This window comes from Flavobacterium limnosediminis JC2902 (assembly GCF_000498535.1).
GTDB lineage: Bacteria > Bacteroidota > Bacteroidia > Flavobacteriales > Flavobacteriaceae > Flavobacterium > Flavobacterium limnosediminis.
This window is the reverse complement of sequence record NZ_AVGG01000012.1, coordinates 78,689-100,160: the sequence shown is the minus strand read 5'-3', so window position 1 is coordinate 100,160 and position 21,472 is coordinate 78,689. Positions and strand designations below refer to the sequence as shown.

Below are 21,472 nucleotides of genomic sequence, written 5' to 3'. Positions count from 1 at the left end.
TTATGTTCTTTTGATTGAAAAAATCTCTCCTAATTTGGAATAATTGGAACCCGCCAGACGTGCTACCGGTTTATAGGTTTCCATGTTGATTTTGAAATCGTCCAGCAAAACACTTTCGTCTACGTGAAACATTACAACACGACCAACGATAATTGTGGCACCGCCGTACTTGTTGTCTTCTAAGGTGTAATGATGTACCAATTCACATTCCATTGTTATCGGACTTTCTTTTACTCTTGGTGCTTTTACTTTCAGTGATGGAATGGGAGTGAGGCCGGCCAGTTCGAATTCGTTAATATGTGATTCCACTGATTGTGAAGTGATGTTCATTTGTTCTACGATATCTTCCACGACCATATTCACCACAAATTGTTTTGTAGCCAAAACGTTGTTCAGTGTATCTTTATTGGAATTGTTGGGACGAACCGTTGAAAACATTATATGCGGCGGATCTTCACCTACGGCATTGAAGAAAGAAAACGGAGCCAGATTTAGAATCCCATCTTCACTGATGCTTGAAATCCAGCCGATTGGTCTCGGAATTACGGCACCGGTCAATAATTTATAGGTTGCCTTCTGGTCAATTATTTCAGGGTTAAAATGCATTTTGTGTTGTTTGTACAAATAAAATAAATTATTTGTAATTACACCACAGATGATTTCATTAATAATTAAAGAATTTTTGTATTTTAGTTACAAATCTTTATTATGGTAAAAACAGATACCAAAGGAATTTGGAAAGTTATTTCTGCTTCGTCGATGGGCACGTTGATTGAATGGTATGATTTTTACATTTTCGGAAGTTTGGCCGTTGTTATTTCAACAAAATTCTTTCCTTCCGATAATCCTACAGCCGCTTTCTTATCAACCCTTGCAACATTTGCTGCCGGGTTTGTAGTCAGGCCATTCGGAGCTTTGTTCTTTGGACGACTTGGCGATTTGATTGGACGGAAATACACTTTTATGGCAACTTTATTGCTTATGGGAGGAGCCACGTTTTTAATCGGATGTATTCCCGGTTATGAAACCATTGGTTTTTTAGCTCCGTTATTGGTGTTGATTTTAAGGCTGTTACAAGGTTTGGCACTGGGAGGAGAATATGGAGGCGCTGCTACTTATGTTGCCGAACATGCGCCCGTTCATCAAAGAGGCTATTGGACTTCATGGATACAAACCACAGCCACTGCAGGTCTTTTCGTTTCTTTAATGGTAATTTTAATAACACGTTCACTGCTTTCAGAGGAAGCTTTCGATACTTGGGGCTGGCGTGTTCCTTTCTGGATCTCTATCATCATGGTGTATGTTTCGTATCTCATCCGAAAGAAAATGAGTGAATCACCTGAATTCGCAAAAGCAAAAGCTGAAGGAAATACAAGCAAAAATCCGTTAAAGGAAAGTTTCGGACATAAATACAATTTAAAGTTTGTTCTTCTGGCGTTGTTTGGGGCAACAATGGGTCAGGGTGTGGTTTGGTATACCGGACAGTTTTATGCCATGAACTTCATGAAAACCGTGATGAATGTTGAGAGTTCTCAGGTTGATACACTCTTGGGTATTGCATTGCTTTTAGGAACTCCTTTCTTTGTTTTCTTTGGTTGGCTGAGTGATAAAATCGGAAGGAAAAAAATCATGATGGCCGGAATGTTGTTAGCTGTATTGTTGTATCGACCGATATATAAAACAATGTACGAAACGGTTAATGTCAGTAATAAAACCATTATAAAAACCGAAAGTTATGCCGATTTGAATGCTGCAAAGAATATTTCATTGGCGACTTTTTACTATGATTACGAGGACGGTACAAGAGCGACGAAAATCGTTTCTACGGATCTGAATAAACAAAATATTGCGCCGGAAACAAAGTCAACCAGTATAACCGTTTCTCCACAAAACAAATGGTGGTTAATATTTTTGGTGTGGATTCAGGTGCTGTTTGTAACTATGGTTTATGGTCCGATTGCCGCTTTTCTGGTGGAATTGTTTCCAACGAGAATCCGCTATACATCGATGTCACTGCCTTATCACGTTGGTAATGGAATTTTTGGTGGATTGCTGCCGGCTATTTCGACTTATCTGGTAACCAACGCGAAAGAAAAAGGAAATCCCGAATTTTATCTCGAGGGATTGTGGTATCCCATTATTGTAGCTTCCCTGAGTCTGATAATCGGATTAGTTTATCTGGATCATAAAAAGAGAAATTAAATTTAAAACAGAAATTATGAATCTTTTAAAACGATTATTGGGTGTACTTTGGTTGTTACTTTCAGTTGCCGCCGCTTATTTCTGTATTATGGATTTCGGATTGCCCAAACTGAATTCGGGTAAACAGGACGATTTGGTTTTCGGAATAATAATTTTATTCATATTAACACCGTTGATAGTTTCAGGTTTGGCAATTTTCGGTTACTTTGCATTAAATGGTGAATACGACAAAAATAAAATGTAATTTCTATGGGTTATTATAAAATCAAAAATTTAGAAGAATACTTCAAGCATTATAAAAAATCCATTCGCGAACCGAGGAAATTCTGGGGAAAAATAGCGGAAGAAAACTTTATTTGGTATCAGGCCTGGGATAAAGTGGTTGATTTTAATATGGGCGAAGCAGACGTTAAATGGTTTGTTAATGCTAAAGTTAATATCACCAAAAACTGTATCGACAGGCATTTGGCAAAGCGTGGCGATAAGACCGCCATCATTTTCGAACCGAACAATCCCGATGAAAAAGCACTGCACATTTCTTATAACGAATTGTACAGCCGTGTAGCTAAAATGGCTAACGTACTTCGCGAACAGGGAATTAAAAAAGGGGACAGGGTTTGTATTTATCTGCCGATGATTCCGGAATTGGCTGTTGCCATATTGGCCTGTGCGAGAATCGGAGCCATACATTCCGTGATTTTCGCAGGATTTTCTGCTTCTGCGGTTACCTCAAGAATTAATGACTGCGAATGTAAAATGGTAATTACTTCCGATGGTGGTTTCCGAGGAAATAAATCCATTGATTTGAAAGGAATCATCGATGAAGCCTTGGAAAAATGTCCGACTGTTGAAAAAGTATTGGTGGCTAAAAGAACGAATACGACTGTAAACATGGAAGAGGGGAGGGATTATTGGTTACAACCTCTTTTAGATGCAGCAATTCCGAATAACGTAGCTGAAATCATGGATGCCGAAGATCCGTTGTTCATTCTTTATACTTCCGGTTCAACCGGAAAACCGAAAGGAATGCTGCATACTACTGCTGGGTATATGGTTCAGACAGCCTATACTTTTAAAAATATTTTTAACCACGAAGAAAATGATGTTTTCTGGTGTACTGCTGATATTGGCTGGATTACAGGACATTCCTATATTTTATACGGACCGCTGTTAAACGGAGCCACAACCATAATTTTTGAAGGCATTCCTTCCTATCCGGATTTCGGACGCTTCTGGGAGGTGATTGACAAACATAAAGTGACTCAGTTTTACACCGCACCAACGGCAATTCGTTCATTAGCGAAGGAAAGTGACGAATGGGTTGATAAATACGATTTATCTACGTTGAAAGTAATTGGTTCGGTTGGAGAACCCATAAATGAAGAGGCTTGGCACTGGTACAACGATCATGTTGGAAAGAAAAAATGCCCGATTGTGGATACCTGGTGGCAAACCGAAACAGGAAGCATCATGATTTCTCCTGTTCCTTTTGTAACGCCGACAAAACCAACTTATGCTACCTTGCCGTTACCCGGAATTCAACCGGTTTTAATGGATGAATTGCGAAATGAAATTGAAGGAAATCAGGTTGTTGGAAGTTTGTGTATTAAATTTCCGTGGCCATCGATGGCGAGAACAATTTGGGGTGATCATCAGCGTTACAAGGACACATATTTCTCTGCTTTCCCTGGAAAATATTTTACAGGTGATGGTGCGCTTCGCGATGAAGTGGGGTATTACAGAATTACCGGAAGGGTAGATGATGTGGTGATTGTATCCGGACATAATTTAGGAACGGCTCCCATTGAAGATGCTATTAATGAACATCCGGCAGTTGCAGAATCGGCTATTGTTGGTTTTCCTCATGATATCAAAGGGAATGCACTTTACGGTTTCATTATCCTGAAAGAAATAGGGGAATACCGGGATCGTGATAATTTGACTAAAGAAATTAACGAGCACGTTTCGAGTCATATCGGACCGATTGCAAAGTTAGATAAGATTCAGTTTGTGAGTGGTCTGCCTAAAACCCGTTCGGGAAAAATTATGCGAAGAATTCTGCGTAAGATAGCTGAAGGTGATTTTTCAAATTTCGGAGATACGTCGACTTTGTTGAATCCTGAAATTGTAGATGAGATTAAGGATGAAAGAATCTGATAAAAAAGGTGACGATTCCAATTAAATGGGATTTAAACAGTTTTATAAAAATCAAATACAGATTCCACATATTTACGCAGACTAGTCCGTGTAAATATGTGGAATCTACGTTTTTAAAATAGTCTGTAAGATATTTGTCTGAAAATCAAATTAAACCATTCTTAGTTTTCTCTTCAGTTTTAAAAACAATAAAGCTGTTACATAAGCATCGTTTGAAGCGGTATGTCGGTGACTTTTTCTGATTTTAAACAAGTCACACAATTCTTCTAAGGTATGATGTTGATCTTCAGGCAGGTTTTTAAAACGCTGGTACATTACGTTGATATCCAGAACATTATTTTTTAGTTTACCAAGATTCATTCTTTTTAAAGCCTGATTAATCATTTCGATATCAAGATTTGTATTGTGACCGACAAGAGTGCTGTTTTTGATATGATTCAGGAATTGCATCATCGCCTCGGATTCGGAAACGGTTTGGTGAGAATGTGCTTTAAAGAGTTTTTCGACAGCTTCATTTTGGTGCGCTTCATTTTTATTTTCGATAAAAACTTCAAAAAAGTCTTTGATTTCTATATGATCGCTGGTAACTCCGATACAGCCGAGGGATAAGATACTGTCTTTTTTCCAGTCCAAACCGGTTCGTTCACAATCAAAAATCACATAGCGCACCGGAGTATCTAGATTGTCTTTTTCAAAACTATCCAAATACGCTTTCCAAAACGACGGATCCCCTTTGCCTTTTAACCAATCCAGCATAGTTTATGTAAAATAAGTTAATTGAAAACGGTTTTTAATTAAATCCTGAATGTCGTTGATAGGCTGAAAGCAGTTCTTAAGTTTTACTTTATCAACTTTGGTGAGTTCTTCGATATTGAGATAACTTCCGTTGGAATCTGTTTTCAGGCCATCTTCGGTTCTGAACCAATGCAATGTATGGAAAGCTTCTGCACATTCCAGATACAGATCGGCATTTTGAGGTTCCAGATCGGCTAACTTTTTGAAACGCTGGTAGGTATTGGTGATCCCTTTTATTCCTTTACTGATGGCAAAAACACGGGCAGCATCCACCAAAGGAGTTATGGCTCTGTTTTTAATGTCAAAAGTATCTTTGTGTTCCTCATCCTGTTCCACTAAAAACTGTCTGAAGAAACCTAGTGGAGCCGGTTTTTTGATAGCATCGGTACCTAAAAAAGCGTAAAACAATTGGTTGTTTGCTGTTTTGGAAAAAATCTCTTCGGTTAGAGTTTTTTCAAGGAAAGGATCTCCGTAAATAAAGTCGTAATCAAAGAAAATCGAACTTGTGTGAATTCCTTTTTCACCTGGAGTATTAATCCAAGTATTATATTGTTTTATCCAGTCGGTCAATGATTTACACCACAGCTCGTTGTTGGCATTAAGTCCCTGTTCGCTTTTTTCGTAACCAATTTTCTCAAAAGTTTCCAAAACACGTTCTGACATTCGCAGGAAATATTTTTTCACTTCATCATATTGTTCAGCCGGGACATCTTCAAAAACCAATGAATTATTTACATCGGTCAGTAAAAGCTGTTCCTTTCTTCCCTGACTTCCGAGATTAAACCACGCAAAACGGACAGGTGGAGTTCCTTCTTTTTCAATAGCAAGTGTTATAGCTCTTTTTGTTATTGCACTCGTGATTTCTGAAGCTACACTGGTGATATGCGAAATCGGAATATTTCGGTCAATTGAATTCTGGATCAGGTCGGTCAGTTTATCACGTACAATCTTAAGATCTTTGGAACGTTCGGCACGTTTGATCTGTTTCAAAAGTACGCCTGGGTTATTGGCTTGAGCCGCAACAACATGGTGTTCTGAAATAATTCCGGAAATCGCACTTTTTTCTGTTCCGTCCCTTGTTACACACAAATAGGCGACATTGTGCTTGAGCATCATCATTTGAGCTTCAGCAATGGAAATATCCTCGGGAACGGTAACAACCGGAACGGTCATTATTTTATCGACCGAAACCTCAATGGGAAACAGTCCTGTGGTAATTTTCGAGCGCAAATCATTATCGGTAACAATTCCGATCGGCATTTGATTCTCCTGAATAATTACGCTTCCAATCTGTCTGCTGGTCATGGTTTGGGCGATATATTTTACAATATCATTTGAACTGGCAGTAATTGGCTTTTTAGTATATTTTATGGGTTGGAAATATTGAATGTCGGTTGCGCTCTGTTCATTAAACAGTACGTTTTCTGAAATCAGTTTTCCGCGATGGTCTTTATCGTAAGGATTTCTGGTGTTGGATGCAAAACTCTCCAACAGAAAACTTAATACGCTGCTGTTTCCCGTAACATAAGGTTTGAAAACTTCAATGGGAATGGCATAAATTATAGAGTCTTCCCTTGATTTTGCAGTCATCAGGTAGTTGTTTTTAGCGAAAAACGGTCGCAATCCTAAAATATCTCCCTCATCACATTTATCGATCAGGGTTTCTTCGGCATCAGAAATCACCGAAAGCCCGACTGCACCGGAAGCCACCACATAAAAAGAGGAGTGGGTGGGGTCTCCGATTTTAAACAGAATCTGATTTTTTTCCAAATACACCACTTTTACCTGTTCGGAAATTGTTACCAGTTCCTGATAGGTTAAGCTTGTAAAAGGCGGATAATGCTTCAAAAAATCGGCAATTCGCTCTGCAATAGGGTTTCTCATAACAAATTTAAAGTATTTACCAGTTCATTTCCAACAAAATAACCGTAAGAAATTAATTATAACGGAATGAATAATAATTCCCTAAAAATAATAAAAAATAGCATATTTCAAAAGGAGTGAACCTTAAAGTTTAATAACCGTACAATTGTGAAAGGGTTATTATGATTACAGCCAGTAGAGCAAACGCAATTCCGATGTAATTTATTTTAGTTATTTTTTCATTAAACGCGGTTACTCCAATGATGGTGCCGATACTTATAACACCGAAATTCATCGCGGCAAATACGGTTGAAGGACTGTCTGCCAATGCTTTATGCGCTTTTAAATAGAATAAGATATTCCCGAAATTGAAGATTCCGAGTATAATTCCGAAGAAAAAATTGCGCCATGATAAATTTCGTTTTTTGAAAATTACGGAATATGCCGTGATTAAAGAAGCAATACAAAACGCTCCGCATAAAATAAAAAATAGCGATGTCGTAAATGGTATTTCCTTAGATAAAGCGATTTGTTTAAAAAGAACATCAATTATTCCGAAACCTAATAAAACAATTAAAGGAAAGATCCAGTTTTTATTTTCGTCTGAAGGTTCTGATTTTCGGCTCAGTGTCAAAAATATTGCCGTAAATCCGATACCAATGCCTATGAATTTCATCAGGCTGATATTTTCATGAAAAATAAAATAAGCAGCCAATATTGGAATAAATAAAGATAAGCGCTGTGCAATATCGGTTTTTACGATACCAATGTTTTTTATGGAAGCTGCCATAAAAAGAAATATAGTTGGCAATAATACGCTTAAGGGAAAATAGAATTTCCATGGCGCTGAATTATTTATAACCGATACATCCGGATAATATGATACAAAACAAAGAATTAGCGCAGCTAAATAATTCCAGTTAATACTTTGCTGAATGTTTATTTCATGACGACGAGCAATTTTAAGGAGTATAGCAACGGAAACACTACAACAAATACTTAAGAGTATATAAAGCATATAAGGGTTTACTTATGATTTTGACAAAGTTAGGAAGTTTTCGCAATAGAATAGTATCATTTTAATAATTTCTATTTTACATAATGTACATTATAGTTCAAAAGAAGATCTCAAATAGTAGTGATAGTTGATTACCATTCAGTTGAATAAATTTTATTGATCTAATTCTATAATAACCTACCGGCTAATATGCTTAAAAAATATTCCGTTTTTCTTAGCAGCTGCTTATAATATGTTAGTTTACTTACTCAATAATTGCTTCATACTAATTTTAATATGTCTTGTATTATTCATAACCATGTTTAGCGTTTTTGAGTTTCAATTTACTGATAATTAATGTGTTATAAGTGTTTGTGTCATGGTACAGAAAAAATATTCATCATTTTTTATGCTTCAAAAAACAGTAATTCAGTATGCATTTCATCGATAAAAAAATGCACTTTGCCGATATCCGACGATTTAAAAACTTAATTTTACTACAATTCCTACTTAAATAATTGTAAATTAATGAGTTAAGTATTTGTTTATTTTGTATAATGAGGTATTTTCCGACTCAATAAATTCGATTCTGTAGATATAAACTTATAAAAACGGTTGAATTGTGTATTTGGTCGACAAAAAGTGTATTTTAACGATAATTTAGTTTTTTTATTTGAAGCTAACATATAGATTTGCAACGAGTTACAATTCAAATAACTCATCGCACTAACAACTAAAAAAGAAAGATTTATGAAGAAGATCATTTTAAACTTAGCCTTACTGTTTTCGGTTATCGGTTTTGCCCAAACTACTAACGTAACCTACACTACTTCATCGGAAAATTTCTCTAATCCGGAGCGTGGTTTATACCACCACACAGAAACACACTCAACCGGATATTCAAGCTTAAGTCAGGCTACCTTGACTAACTACAGAAACAACGAAAAAATTACCCTGATTCTGCGTGTATTCTATCTTGAAAATTTCAGAACCTCTGCCATCTCTCAGGATTACCTAAACAAAATGCAGGCGGATTTTAATGCCATCAGAAATGCGGGTATTAAATGTATCGTACGTTTTGCTTATTCTGATACGGATGCAGCCGGACAACGAGATGCTTCAAAAGCGCAGATATTAGCTCATATAGAACAAGTTAGACCATTACTTCAGAATAACGTGGATGTGATTGCCGTTATGCAGGCCGGATTCATCGGGTCTTGGGGAGAATGGTATTATACAGATCATTTCGGAATGGCACCAACATCATCCGATTATGCAAACAGAAGAGCTGTTGTTGACGGTTTGTTAAGCGCTTTGCCTTCATCAAGAATGGTACAGATCAGAACGCCTAAATTAAAACAGGCTACGTATTCAACAACTTCAGCACTTACACAAGGTCAGGCTTACAACGGTTCTACCCTTTCAAGATTGGCGCACCATAACGACTGTTTCCTTTCGAGTTCAACCGATTTCGGAACCTATACCAATACATCCTCTGAATATCCGTATTTAGAGCAGGAAACTAAATTCCTTGCTATGGGTGGAGAAACTTGTGCTGTTAACGAGCCTCGTTCAGGATGTGGTACCGCTACACAGGAAATGCAGAAATTCCACTGGTCTTATCTGAATGTTGATTATAATGCTTCGGTTATCAGCGGTTTTTCATCTAACGGATGTTTACCTGATATCAAAAACAAATTAGGATACCGTTTTGAATTGGTTAACGGGGCTTTCCCACAGGCAGCCAATATTGGAGCTACAATGAATGTTAACTTTAAAGTTAAAAATACAGGTTATGCAACGCCTTACAACCAAAGAACAGCGTATATCGTTTTCAAAAATACGGTAACTAATGCAGTGTATACCAAAGCTTTGACAAGCGATCCGAGATTATGGACAAGTCAGGCGGAAACAACTGTTAATGAAACTATTACATTGCCAACAGATATGGTTCAGGGGTCTTACCGTTTGTATTTATACATGCCGGATGCTACCTCTGGGTTAAGTGCACGTCCTGAATATGCAATCAGAATGGCTAATGCGAACATTTGGGAAGCAGCAACAGGATATAACAACCTGAACGCTACTGTAAATGTGGGTCAAAATTTAGGAAACAATGATACTTCTTTAACGGTTAACGCATCGGTTTATCCAATCCCTGCAAATACTGAGATATTTGTTGAAATGGAAGCTGCAGATCAGTATGCTATCGGAATGTACAACTCATTGGGTCAGAAAATCAATGTAAACTCAGTAACAACGCCTACTAAACTGACTATTAATACAGAAAGTTTGAGTGACGGAGTATACTATATCAAAATTTCAAACGGACAAAAAAATGATACGAGACGTATTGTAGTAAAACACTAAACCTTTCATATTTTTTTTATTAGTTGATTGAAAATGGGAATCGTTGTAAAACGGTTCCTATTTTTTTTGTTTTCGTTTCAGATTATACTTTACGCCCAACTGTAATGAATTTGAATAAAATTTATCCTGAAGAAAAAATTCAAACAAAGCTGTAATTGCGGTATAATCAAAAATCTGATAATTAAGGTTTCCTACAAAACGGGTGAATTCATCGGCATAATCATCATAAAACCAGCCTCCTTCCACTCTCATATTAAAATCGTCCTCTGCTTTTCCAATGGCATATCCCAAACCGCCACCTATAAAAAAGCGCTTGTCAATCATCCAGTAAGGATATCCCGTAGATAACGGAATTGTTGATATTCCAAAAGATGCCTTAGTCTTGGTTCCTTCACCAAAGGGCAGGAACCTGTGTTTTTTTTCCATCCAACGGTTAAATATGAGTTTTCCTGTTGCACTTACCTCATAGGTTTCATCTACATAAAAGTCTTCATTGAGCTTTTCGCTTTCATTGTAATAATTACCTTCAAGTGATAAAGTAATATTGAAATATTTGAAAATATGAAAATCCTCATAAAGATTCAGCTGACAACGATAAATGCTTTTACTGTGTGATGGCCCGTTTTCCACAGGAGCAACCCTGAACTCCGCAGAAGAGTAACTTTTGTTTTTCGAATAATTAACACCTGCGCCAAATTGGAAAAAAGACTTTTCAAGAAGGCTGTATTCGTATCGTAAACTTGACCAATATTGTAGTTTTTCAAACGATTTCGGACTATTAAACTGATACTGTATACCGAACACATCATGTGTTACGTTGTCATCATAATCGGGAATGTCGTATTCAACTCTGTACATTGAACTGTAGGTAAATCCAAAACCGTGCAGATTTTTCTTCTTATCATATCGATTATATGATAAAACATTTTGGAAAGCCGAAAGGTTATCCCGGTTAGTTTGTAAATCGGTATCATATTTGAAGAAATTTCCGTATTCCAGACGATTTGTCCGAATCAGTTGTTTTAGCACATCAGGATAAAATAAATCCGGATAATTGGCAATCAGATCATCCTGAATGGCATTCTCCTCATACACTACATCGGTGTTAAGCATTTTTTGGATCGTTTCTTTATCTGCTGATTCTTCTGGTAATCCGTTGGCCAGTATCCATGATTCTTTAAATTTTCCCATATCGTGATAGGCTATGCTCATCTGAGCCCTAACCCTGTAATCATCAGGATTTTTTTCAATATAGTCATTATAATCACTTATTAATTTCTGATATTCCTTCAATTCGATCAGCCATTGCATTCTGCTGTAAAAATCAATTTCAGAACTGTACGCTGACCAATCATAAGCTTTTTGAAATTCATTATTATCGCCATAAATCCAGGCTATTGCTGTAGCCAGTTCTTTATATTCTTCCGATGGTTTTATTTTGTTGAGTTCAGGAATTGCATTTTGCGGCTCATAATTTATCAGATAATCAATATATTTTATAAAACTCTCCTGTGATGTATCCACTTTGAGTAAGTTAATCAGTGCGGTCCTTATTTTTTCCTGATTTTCGGCCGTGTAGAAATAGGCAATGTAATTGTTTAGCAGTTCGGCATCGTTTGGTGTAACCAGCATTTGCGCGCTCATCCATTTTTCCTGTATCAGGTCATTCGGATAATATATAACTTTGCTTAATTCTTTGGAATACATTATGTTTTCAGGATAAGGATATTTGATGCAATGATCTTCCAACATTTTCCATACCTCTTCTGCCCTGTCATCCCAGGAAAGGTATTCGGTGTATTTGTTCCATACTTCGGGATTTATTTTTGGTTCCGAAAGCATTCTTTTTCTCAATTGAGCTAATTCTAATGCAAACTTTTCATCAGAATCATCAACCCAATTGGCTTCTTTCAGTAATCGTTTTACTTCTACCAAAAAGCTCTGATAGTCTTTATTTACTTTTTCCGCTACTAAATTTAAATTTGATGCTTCCAGATCTGCCTTAAAATCGGGAATAATCAATTTAGGCTTACTGGTTCTTACTGAATAGAGATAACCTTCCAGATAGGGTACTTTTTTAAAGTTGGCACCTTGTCTTTTCAGCTGATTTTCAATGCGTGTTGCTTTTTCATTGCTTCCATATACAAACCAATCCTGTTCGCTGTAATTTGATTCTTCAGGTTTTAATTTTTCAACAATATACATTCCGTTTACCGATTTATGATTAAAATAGGAAGCTCTCCAATCATTGGTTATCAAGCCGCTTTCACGTGCATCCATATACCGGATCAGCGGAAAATCAGTTCTCAGGGTTGTCAGCAGTTTATCAAATTCCGGCAACATGGCCCGGTTACTGTTAGGTGTTTTATACCAACCAAGATTATCATAATTCCGTAAATCATAAGTACCACCTGTTTTATTTGATTTGTCATGAATTTGGTAAATATCGTCCGGATGCAAAAAATGCGACCAGATTCCGGTGTACATATACATGGAATACATTAAATACTTTAGGTCATCATCTACATAAAATCCGCTGGAAATTCTTGGAAAGTCGAAGAGTTCCGGTTCATACGGATCAAAATCAAATTCGCGTGCTCCTCCGTTTTGTTTGTCACCAACAAAAATACTGCACATGAATTTTATGGATGGCATCCCTTTTTTCAACTGCTTCAACCCTACCCTGTCAATATAATTTGAAGGAGGAACGTAGGTTACCGGCAGATCCCCAAATTCATTTACCTCCCATTTTTTTTCAGCGGCTTTCAGCGAAGTTACCATGAAATCAGGGTTTTTCCAGTCGGAAACCAAAAGTGAAACGTGATTGTAGCCGTGAAAAGCTAATTCATGCCCGTGTTTCAGAACATCGTCAACCAGCCAGGTGCTTAAACCCACTTCATTATTATTGATAATTACTTTTTTTGCATCCCACTCTCTGAATAAGAATGGAGGTTTTGTATTGACGTTGTAATCAAAAGTTGTCATGGCAGAATACTTGATATCAAACTTTTTTGCCATTTTTAACAGATCCGGCCACCATACCCTCTGTACATAATCGGTTATGGAAAGATTCATTTCTGATGCGACAGGTTCTCTTTTAATATCGTACAAAGGGGCCGGGAAATCATCCAGAAAGATAACTCCTGCGTTAACCACCGGGTACGGAATCCCTTCCAATCCTTTTAAAATACCCGAAAGCAGTAAACCACGGTCTTCCTTAATAAAAAAGTAGGTTGAATTGTAATAGATTACTTTTCCCTTACCAATGCTGTTTTCCGTTATTACCGGATACGTTGGATTATTGATTGCCGTTGCATGAATCTTTATTTTATCTGAAAAAGTCTTACCCCTTAATCCAAAAAAAACAAGGTCTTTATTATGAGACATGTTCTTATAGCCGGGTAAAAAAGGTGTTTTGTGAAGAATTCCGGCTGCTTCTGCATCGGTTTCGTAATCGTTATCGGGCTTCATTCCGACTAAAAAGGAAAGTCGTTTGTCTTCACTTCCAAAGGGTAAATATAATGTTCCTCCCCGGGCTACGAAATCAATTAGAACAGGGACACTGTTATTATTAAGTTTTTTTGTGTTCAGGACACTCAGGACACGAACAGACGGATCAATTTTAGGTTCTTTATTCCATTCTTCCAAGGTGATGGTGCGGTAAGGTATCTTCGTGTAATCACAAACTTTACGCAAATTTCCGTTCAGCAAAAGACTTTCATGATCTCCTTTATCTGAAATATAAAGTACCAACGGAGGTAAATTTAAAGGTATTCCCGAATATTTTCGAAGCGATAATTCACGGTTTCTTTTATTGAGACCATCCAATCCTGTAAGTTCATCAATTTTCATACAACCGGAAGCGGCTGCAATTATAAATAATGCAAACAAAGCACGAAGTCTCAATGAGATATATTTAGCATTATATTTCATAGTTTAGAAAATTAAATCATCTGTTTTACTTTGTTTCGGGGTGTTTACAATCTCAAAAACTTTAATAAGATCGCTTTCATAGTAGACATTTATTTCCCGGCCTCTTTTTTTGAGTATTTTAAGTTTTGAAAGTATAACAGGCGTTATTTCGACATTGACTATGATGCGATTGGTTTTGTCATCCCCTTTTTTGTAGACAAATACCAAGATACTTTCCGGTAGTACATATTCCGGGTTGTTTTTGAGAAATATTTTACTCTTTCTGTTTTTAAAATAAATGGAATCCCTTTTCAGATAACTCTCATTAAAGTCGGTGTAATGAATAAAAAAGTGTTTGTTTAAACTTATTGCTTGGGTAGTGTAATCGTTTACAACGGCATAGGATAAAGGAAAATAACTCGCTGTTATTTTCTCATAAACGTTAATCAGCTCCTTCGGAATATTGTCTGTCCGGTGAAGTTTTTTGTATTCCTTACCCTGATAATGAACAGCGGAATAAAGAACCCCAGCAATCAGTATAACTGCAAATACCGGTTTTATGACCTCTATTTTTGAGTAAAAAACATAGACAAACCTGATTATTATAGAAGTAGTAATTCCTAATAAAATAGGGATAAAAACACCTAATGACAGCTTAATCAAATCAGTATCAATCCAGTCGTTATACACTTTTGAAAGCATAACCAAAAAATTGAAATACAACAGAAAACACAAGGCAGCATTCCATTTTTCTTTTTTGATAAAGATCAGAAGGAGACAGATAAGAATACAGAAATAACTCAAATACAGGTAAAATACCATCAGTTTATCGTAGGAAACTATCAGATGTGAAAAGTACGTATAGGAGCTTACTGACATCAGTCCGGAATGTAAAAACAAAAGGAAATCATCGCTGAAATGAAAGCATGCAATACCGTAAATTCCCCAAAGAATCGCGATAGAGATTATATATGCCGCAATGGCAATTAAATTTGAGATCTTATATTTAAGAGAAGATGTTATCAACCCGATAATCAGGAAAGGAAAAACCAATACGATTAGGGTAAAAATATCAATAAGACCGATTGCGGTAAATGCCATTATGTAGTTTATAAAACAATTCCGGTTACTGGTGTGCATAAATCCGGGTTTCAAATAGATAACCATAGCCGGAAGCGCGAGAGCTATTGCTAGATAAAGGGATTGATGCTGTAAAATATAACTCAGGTTTACCGGTAATATGGTATAACTTACAGCATAAAAAAGAGATGCCAGAAGTGGTGCAATTATTTTAGAATTGGAGATTTTGTTTACCACCCAAAATAGTAGAACACTTATTAAAACTGCTTCCAAAATCCCTGAGGACTGTAGGGCAACTTCTGGTGTGACGCTTACAAATTTTCCGTAAAAATTAATTAAGGCATGCTCTCCAACGGGGGCTATTTCGTTGGTAAACCATCTTTGTGAATCGAAATCAATAACGCTTTCTAAATCTGAAATCCATGAGCCTGATAATGAAAACATATCGAAAGGATAAAAGATAGAACGACTGAAAAATGTTACCAAACCAACAGTTGAGAGCAGAAAAAGATACCAGAGCCTGTTGTTGCGTTCTTTCGGATTTGAGCGTGGCAAAATAAAAAAGCTAAGCGGTTTTTTAAGTTCTATGTTCTGAATAAGTTCAAATATATTTTTCTTGATTTTTTGTGATGTGACGTTTATAAAATTAGGCAATCCCTTAATTCCGAAATAATCGATTATAAAGATTCCGAATAGTATGATTAACGTATTTGATAAATTGTAAATTCCGATCTGGACAAGGCAGAAAATAATTAAGATCAACATACTTCCATACTTGAACCATTGTTTGGCGATAAAATCAAAATAATTTACAGATTTTGAATAGGTAATTATTTTTCTGTTCAGATAGAACAAAAAAAGCACCATGAGACACAGCCTCACAAATCCGGTAATTATGTAACTTGAAATTATCATATCTTTAATTAGTTAGTGAAATTTGGTAAACTCTGAAGATCGATTGTTCCTATGAAATACAGAAAATTGGTTCTTGAGATTCTTTTTTTTATGTCGTTGTATAACTTTACAGTATCTGCGTATTCCACCAGAATTATTGGAAAATTGTATTTTTTTCTCAGCGAATTGAGTTTTCTGACGTATTCCGTATATTCATTTTCATCTCTCAGTTTGTATTTATTGTCTGCAAAAGTGTAGTCGCTGGCTACCGATTCTACTACTACTCCATTAATATATCCAGCCGTTTCCGGAACCAATTCAATGCCGGCATTCTGCAGGATAAAATGCTGCGGATAAATGGATTTTAATTTTTTCATGAAAGAAACAATTTCATTTTTCTGATCCTTCTGAAATCCGTAAATGGTAAAATTGTCGATATTATCGAGGAATAAACCATCATAACCGTCAGCTAATATTTTTTCAATGATTGAAAACAGTATGGTTGAAGTTTTTTCCGATCTCAGGTCTAAATAATAACTGTCCCAATTTTCATTTTTACCCAATGTGAGGTCTTTCAATTGTTCGTAATATCTGGCTTGGCTGTTGATTTCACCCAAACTGATGTACGCCAAAACTTTCCCGTTGAGACTTTTGACTTTTTTGATATCGGATGCATTGTAATTTTTAGATTCAAGAATAACATAATCAAACCCTTTTATTTCGGTCGGATTCAATTTACCGTAACAAAAAAGAACACGAGACTTCTCATCAGTATTTGCGAAAAGCTCAAGTCCTATTAATGTAGGAAGGACACAGAAAAAGAGTTTAATATGCTGCATAATAGTAATAGTCTAAATTTTTGAAAAATTGGATATTTTCTTTTAATGTTAACAACATAAAAGTTAAAGACCCAAACAGAAGTCCTCCAACACTGTATTCATAGGAAATAAAACGACTCAGTAAAAATCCTGTCACAGCATTTATCAGACATGCAAGAACTATTGCCCGTAAAGGTTTAACCGGTTGATTGAGTGTGAACATATACAAAGTGTTCAACATCCCCCAGGCAAGAAAAAAATAGGAGATCCCTCCAATAATACAAACCTTAAAACTTAATTCCTCAAACACTTCCCTGAAATGAGCTTCATATCCCCAAGAGGCAGTAATCATAAAGTAAATCAGTATGAAAATTAAAATGGCCGACAGGAAAAGTAAACCGATATGATGCCAATACATTTTATAAAGTCCGGTGTTGTATTTATCCGGAGAACTGTAGGAGGTGTTTTTCTGACCAAGGTCGATAAATTTTGAAAATGCGGCCAAACTGTATTCCAAAACTCCTGAAAGCAGCAGAAAAACCAGAATAGCCATATCCATACCCAATTCGTAATTTTTTTCAAAATACACCATGTACGGAATTGTACCGCTCACATCCACGGACCAGGCTAAAATACGGTCGATAAAAATGAAAACATAAACCAGTAAACCGTAAAAAAAATAATAGTAATTCTTATAAATCATTACCGGAGTCTGAATTTCCATATTGCAGTCAATCTGGTACTTGTCAATTTTGTTTTTAAAAAAATACTGTAAATAGATTACCGCAGAAATAATTGCTATGCTGATTCCGGTCCAATGCGTAAGATAGATTGACATTAGGGTATACTTTTTAAGCAAAATGGCAATGACTGTTCCTAAAAAAATAGCTACTGATATAAACCATCGTTGTTTTATGGTATGCAACGGTGCGATTACAAGGAGCAGGCATCCTATTAAGAATGCATACATGAATAAAATCAAGAGTAATTTGTTGGGATATACATGAAAGAAAAAATTCAGACAAAAAATGGTGAACAACACTACAAAAATGCATTTTATGCCCATTAAAACCAGATAATTTATGGTTTTATGTGTCAGACTGTAATCTTCATAATTCCAATAAAATGAAGCCTGTCTTCCAATTACCTGAACAAAACCTCCGGTGGTAATCAATCCTACAATTACGCCCAAAACAACGGCGGTGGATTGCATATGGTTAAAGCCGATGTAGGTCCACAGCGAATATCCGAAAAGAACAATAGCCAGAATCTGAACAAATACAGGCATTAGGTGGAAAATCCCCAAAGGATAGTATTTGGCGAGAATCCGCAACTTTATCGGTAAATAATCCGAAACCTGGAAAGTTTTTGTTTCTGAAGACATCTCAAGTTCCGATTCCTTTTTGTTTTTCAACGAATTATAATCCGGTGCAGTAATCATTTTATTGTAAACCAAATCCGCAAGGGCTCTTATGGAAGCGGAACCGAAATCAGGCATCGTATCAATGTCACGAATACCTAATGATTCAATAGTAGCGGCCACTACCCTATTGCTCACAGGTTTTCCAATCTTATCCTTAATGGCATTTATAAGATTCTCTATATTTTGATCGTGTTTATTCATTATGCTTCGATTTATGAGGCTTCCATAGCTTTTCTTTCTGCTAGTTGGTAATAAATATTTTTTGAATTATCTTGTGCAACGGCGGTATGCATTACTTTCTCATAGGCTTCTTCATATTCTCGTATGAATTTTTCTATAGTGAAATTTTCGGTCACTTTGCGTCTCGCATTCACCCCCATCTTCTCTCTCAGTTCTTTGTTTTCTAACAGTTTAATAACACAATTTCCTATTTCCCTGTATGCTTTCGGTTTGCATATAAATCCGCAATTTTCATCAAGGGCTTCGGTAACTCCTCCCACATCGGTGGCAACTACCGGGATTCCGCAACTCATGGATTCCAGAACTGTGTACGGAAATCCTTCCGAGATTGAGGTAAGGATGGAAATGTCCCCTTCACAAAACAGTTCATGGGGTTTGTTATGAAACCCCGCTATTTTGAAATTGTTTTGCAGACCCATTTCCATTATCAGCTTTTCACATTCTCTGGTGTATTCGGGAACTGCGTTTTTGTCACCATAAACCAAATATTGAACATTAGGGATTTTTTCTTTAACGACACCACAGGATTTTATCATGGTGATGATGTCCTTTAAATCGAATATACGGGCTGCGGCAACAACTGTGGGCACATCCCTTGTAGCTTCTGGTTTTGGTGAAGGAACAAACAGATTGTGGTCTATCCCGTTATAAATCACCTCGATAATGTCATGATTGGCACCGTATATTTTTTCCCAACTTATATTGAATTTATTTACGGATAGAATCAGATCTGATTTATAATAGACCAATTCCGTGATGCTTTCTGAAAATTTTATAAGCAGTTTTTTTAAAAAATACGAGTATTCGGAAGAATTTATGGCCAATAAACGTTCCCTGATAAACACTCCGTGTTCCGTAGCAATCATTGGGGTATTGTATTTGTATTTCAAGACTAAAGCAGGGATTACGGGAAAACCGGAAATGGTTAAATGCGAAATATCTACTTTTGGGACATCTATGGTAAGCGGAATTAAAAAACGATAGATCCAGCGCATTCCGAAAGTAAGGTCATTTAGTGTGGCTTCTTCTTTCGTGTTTTTGCTTAATTCCACAACCAAGTCGCAAAATGTTCTCCATACCACCATACTCTGCATTGTTTTTTTGTAATCATGCAGTTGAAAGAACTGCCACATGGTATAGATAATTACATCAAAATCTTCAGCCTTGCGGGTGTCTGAATAAATGTTTGTAATCATTTTTCTGAAAATGGGAACAAATTTTTCTTCGATTATTTTCTCATCCAGTTCCTCTTTTTCGCCAACAATTGTATGAAAATGTTTTCCGTAGTTAATCATTTCCTGTGGCTCAAGAGGAGACCATAACGGAACCTGGACAATCTGTTTTACGCTACTGCTTAGTTCGTATCGGGATTTGCTTTCGTATTGGGCATTAATGGAGTATAATATGAAATTCGCATTTTTCACCTCGTTACAAAGCATATGCGACCATGTGGAAACACCGCCACCATTATAAGGATAAGTTCCTTCCAGAATCATCAGGACATCGTATTTTTTAGCCATCTCAAAAACTATTTATTCTCATTGGTAATAGAAAAACACTGCTTCATAAAAATGAAGTACCGTTGTTCCAGGGTCGTTTTTGAAACTAAATACAGTCTGTGGTTTACTGCATGAATCTGATTCAATTTATTGAATACTACAAATTTAAGTTAAACTTTTTTCTTACATATGCGATAGAATGTTAAATCAGTTGAATAAAAAAAAACACCGATGAAATGCAGTCTGTTCCCGATTTTAAAAGGACTATTGGTGTAATAATCAGTAAATAGCAGATTATGAAAAATAAATGAGTGTTTTTTATTTCAAAAAAGAGAATAAAGTTTATTTTTGCAAACCGATTTCAAGTTCTTAACTAATCAACAAATTACCGTGGAAAACCCAACTGCACAAAAATTAATCAATAAAATCCAGCTTGATTTATTCAAAAACGGATTTAATGCCGAAACATTAATTACAGATTTAAAAAAATTAAGAGAATATGCTCTTGAAGAACAAAATCCTGTATTGGTTAAGGCTATTCGTTTAACCTATGAGCATATTGAAAACAATAACGGCTTTTTTATCGCCATTCCGGACGATGAACCAATTGAAGGATTTGACGGTACTTCTACCAATATAACGGAAGAAACCACGAATATGGAGAGTTTAGAATACCTGATTTCATTGTTCCTTGATTTAAATAACAAGAATAATGTAGCCGATTTAAGAGAATACAACAAGTCTTTTATGGCATACTAATTAATAAGATTACTCTTTTTTATAGAATACCGAAACTACGCTTTATGCGTAGTTTTTTTATAAGTTTTAGTTAAAATGTGGCTTTTCTTTAATTTCTGCGCTACATTTGGACTGTTTTATGATGAAAATCTAAAACGTTGAGTTAGTTAAACATTTAAGTATTTAATTTTCAATACCTTATTAATATGACACGTATTTTTAAAATTGTCGCTTTATTGGAAGGAATTTCTCTTATAGTTTTGTTCAGCAATATGCTTTTCCTGAAACCGACAAATATCGATTTGTACAAAACGCTTCTTTTCCCTGTTGGAATGGCACACGGACTGCTTTTCGTAGCTTACGTAGTTTTGGCAACAATGTTCAAAATGGAAGACAACTGGTCATGGAAAAAGTACTTTCAGGTTTGTATTGCATCGGTAATTCCGTTCGGAACCTTTTATGTTGAGAAAAAAATACTTTAATT

Annotated in this window: 15 protein-coding genes; 6 read left to right on the top strand and 9 right to left on the bottom strand. The window is 36.1% G+C overall.

The features are described from left to right. The gene (locus tag FLJC2902T_RS10585) at positions 1 to 606 is read right to left on the bottom strand and encodes a flavin reductase family protein (RefSeq protein ID WP_023579780.1); all 606 of its coding nucleotides are present in this window, start codon (positions 604 to 606) and stop codon (positions 1 to 3) included. A gap of 102 nt (positions 607 to 708) precedes the next feature. On the opposite strand from FLJC2902T_RS10585, the gene FLJC2902T_RS10580 reads away from it, so the two are divergent. Genes FLJC2902T_RS10580 through acs form a run of 3 tightly spaced genes read left to right on the top strand, consistent with a single transcriptional unit; the run spans position 709 to position 4,359 of the window. Beyond that, positions 709 to 2,202 (top strand): MFS transporter, encoded by a 1,494-nt coding sequence (locus FLJC2902T_RS10580; RefSeq protein WP_023579779.1) that lies wholly within the window; start codon positions 709 to 711, stop codon positions 2,200 to 2,202. Between the two features lie 16 nt (positions 2,203 to 2,218). Continuing rightward, positions 2,219 to 2,446 carry a DUF6814 family protein gene (locus FLJC2902T_RS10575; protein WP_023579778.1) on the top strand — a complete coding sequence of 76 codons (228 nt, stop codon included), beginning with the start codon at positions 2,219 to 2,221 and terminating at the stop codon, positions 2,444 to 2,446. Positions 2,447 to 2,451: 5 nt separating this feature from the next. Then, positions 2,452 to 4,359, top strand: a complete 1,908-nt coding sequence (acs, locus tag FLJC2902T_RS10570) for an acetate--CoA ligase (protein WP_023579777.1) — start codon at positions 2,452 to 2,454, stop codon at positions 4,357 to 4,359. Between the two features lie 150 nt (positions 4,360 to 4,509). Here the strand turns inward: acs and FLJC2902T_RS10565 are convergent, their stop codons facing one another. From FLJC2902T_RS10565 to FLJC2902T_RS10555, 3 genes are all read right to left on the bottom strand, one after another. After that, positions 4,510 to 5,115, bottom strand: a complete 606-nt coding sequence (locus tag FLJC2902T_RS10565; RefSeq protein WP_023579776.1) for a 3'-5' exonuclease — start codon at positions 5,113 to 5,115, stop codon at positions 4,510 to 4,512. 3 nt (positions 5,116 to 5,118) lie between these two features. After that, positions 5,119 to 7,038 carry a DUF294 nucleotidyltransferase-like domain-containing protein gene (locus tag FLJC2902T_RS10560; protein WP_023579775.1) on the bottom strand — a complete coding sequence of 640 codons (1,920 nt, stop codon included), beginning with the start codon at positions 7,036 to 7,038 and terminating at the stop codon, positions 5,119 to 5,121. A gap of 130 nt (positions 7,039 to 7,168) precedes the next feature. Beyond that, a complete protein-coding gene (locus FLJC2902T_RS10555; protein ID WP_023579774.1) occupies positions 7,169 to 8,035 on the bottom strand; it encodes a DMT family transporter in 867 nt (288 codons plus the stop codon). A gap of 729 nt (positions 8,036 to 8,764) precedes the next feature. Between FLJC2902T_RS10555 and FLJC2902T_RS10550 the strand changes: the two genes are divergently transcribed. After that, complete coding sequence (locus FLJC2902T_RS10550) at positions 8,765 to 10,384, top strand: T9SS type A sorting domain-containing protein (RefSeq protein ID WP_023579773.1); 1,620 nt, start codon at positions 8,765 to 8,767, stop codon at positions 10,382 to 10,384. Between the two features lie 57 nt (positions 10,385 to 10,441). On the opposite strand, the gene FLJC2902T_RS10545 is transcribed toward FLJC2902T_RS10550, so the two are convergent. From FLJC2902T_RS10545 to pelF, 5 genes are read right to left on the bottom strand one after another with little or no spacing between them, the layout of a single operon-like run. Beyond that, positions 10,442 to 14,317, bottom strand: a complete 3,876-nt coding sequence (locus tag FLJC2902T_RS10545) for a DUF2194 domain-containing protein (protein WP_081712556.1) — start codon at positions 14,315 to 14,317, stop codon at positions 10,442 to 10,444. 3 nt (positions 14,318 to 14,320) lie between these two features. After that, entirely contained in the window at positions 14,321 to 16,291 is a 1,971-nt protein-coding gene (locus FLJC2902T_RS10540) for a hypothetical protein (protein WP_155958893.1), read from the bottom strand. Between the two features lie 8 nt (positions 16,292 to 16,299). Next, the gene (locus FLJC2902T_RS10535; protein ID WP_035678324.1) at positions 16,300 to 17,109 is read right to left on the bottom strand and encodes an endo alpha-1,4 polygalactosaminidase; all 810 of its coding nucleotides are present in this window, start codon (positions 17,107 to 17,109) and stop codon (positions 16,300 to 16,302) included. After that, the gene (locus tag FLJC2902T_RS10530) at positions 17,096 to 18,712 is read right to left on the bottom strand and encodes a hypothetical protein (protein ID WP_023579769.1); all 1,617 of its coding nucleotides are present in this window, start codon (positions 18,710 to 18,712) and stop codon (positions 17,096 to 17,098) included. The genes FLJC2902T_RS10535 and FLJC2902T_RS10530 overlap by 14 nt, the downstream gene beginning before the upstream one ends. 11 nt (positions 18,713 to 18,723) lie before the next feature. Next, the gene (gene pelF, locus FLJC2902T_RS10525; protein ID WP_023579768.1) at positions 18,724 to 20,271 is read right to left on the bottom strand and encodes a GT4 family glycosyltransferase PelF; all 1,548 of its coding nucleotides are present in this window, start codon (positions 20,269 to 20,271) and stop codon (positions 18,724 to 18,726) included. A 369-nt stretch (positions 20,272 to 20,640) separates the two neighbouring features. Between pelF and FLJC2902T_RS10520 the strand changes: the two genes are divergently transcribed. Beyond that, the gene (locus FLJC2902T_RS10520; protein ID WP_023579767.1) at positions 20,641 to 21,009 is read left to right on the top strand and encodes a hypothetical protein; all 369 of its coding nucleotides are present in this window, start codon (positions 20,641 to 20,643) and stop codon (positions 21,007 to 21,009) included. A gap of 185 nt (positions 21,010 to 21,194) precedes the next feature. Then, entirely contained in the window at positions 21,195 to 21,470 is a 276-nt protein-coding gene (locus FLJC2902T_RS10515; RefSeq protein WP_035678321.1) for a DUF3817 domain-containing protein, read from the top strand. Positions 21,471 to 21,472: the final 2 nt, after the last annotated feature.

Excerpts from the sequence above, each read along its gene's own strand:
- FLJC2902T_RS10585 (WP_023579780.1), bottom strand. The coding sequence starts at position 606 with ATGCATTTTAACCCTGAAATAATTGACCAGAAGGCAACCTATAAATTA.
- FLJC2902T_RS10580 (WP_023579779.1), top strand. The coding sequence starts at position 709 with ATGGTAAAAACAGATACCAAAGGAATTTGGAAAGTTATTTCTGCTTCG.
- FLJC2902T_RS10575 (WP_023579778.1), top strand. The coding sequence starts at position 2,219 with ATGAATCTTTTAAAACGATTATTGGGTGTACTTTGGTTGTTACTTTCA.
- acs (WP_023579777.1), top strand. The coding sequence starts at position 2,452 with ATGGGTTATTATAAAATCAAAAATTTAGAAGAATACTTCAAGCATTAT.
- FLJC2902T_RS10565 (WP_023579776.1), bottom strand. The coding sequence starts at position 5,115 with ATGCTGGATTGGTTAAAAGGCAAAGGGGATCCGTCGTTTTGGAAAGCG.
- FLJC2902T_RS10560 (WP_023579775.1), bottom strand. The coding sequence starts at position 7,038 with ATGAGAAACCCTATTGCAGAGCGAATTGCCGATTTTTTGAAGCATTAT.
- FLJC2902T_RS10555 (WP_023579774.1), bottom strand. The coding sequence starts at position 8,035 with ATGCTTTATATACTCTTAAGTATTTGTTGTAGTGTTTCCGTTGCTATA.
- FLJC2902T_RS10550 (WP_023579773.1), top strand. The coding sequence starts at position 8,765 with ATGAAGAAGATCATTTTAAACTTAGCCTTACTGTTTTCGGTTATCGGT.
- FLJC2902T_RS10545 (WP_081712556.1), bottom strand. The coding sequence starts at position 14,317 with ATGAAATATAATGCTAAATATATCTCATTGAGACTTCGTGCTTTGTTT.
- FLJC2902T_RS10540 (WP_155958893.1), bottom strand. The coding sequence starts at position 16,291 with ATGATAATTTCAAGTTACATAATTACCGGATTTGTGAGGCTGTGTCTC.
- FLJC2902T_RS10535 (WP_035678324.1), bottom strand. The coding sequence starts at position 17,109 with ATGCAGCATATTAAACTCTTTTTCTGTGTCCTTCCTACATTAATAGGA.
- FLJC2902T_RS10530 (WP_023579769.1), bottom strand. The coding sequence starts at position 18,712 with ATGAATAAACACGATCAAAATATAGAGAATCTTATAAATGCCATTAAG.
- pelF (WP_023579768.1), bottom strand. The coding sequence starts at position 20,271 with ATGGCTAAAAAATACGATGTCCTGATGATTCTGGAAGGAACTTATCCT.
- FLJC2902T_RS10515 (WP_035678321.1), top strand. The coding sequence starts at position 21,195 with ATGACACGTATTTTTAAAATTGTCGCTTTATTGGAAGGAATTTCTCTT.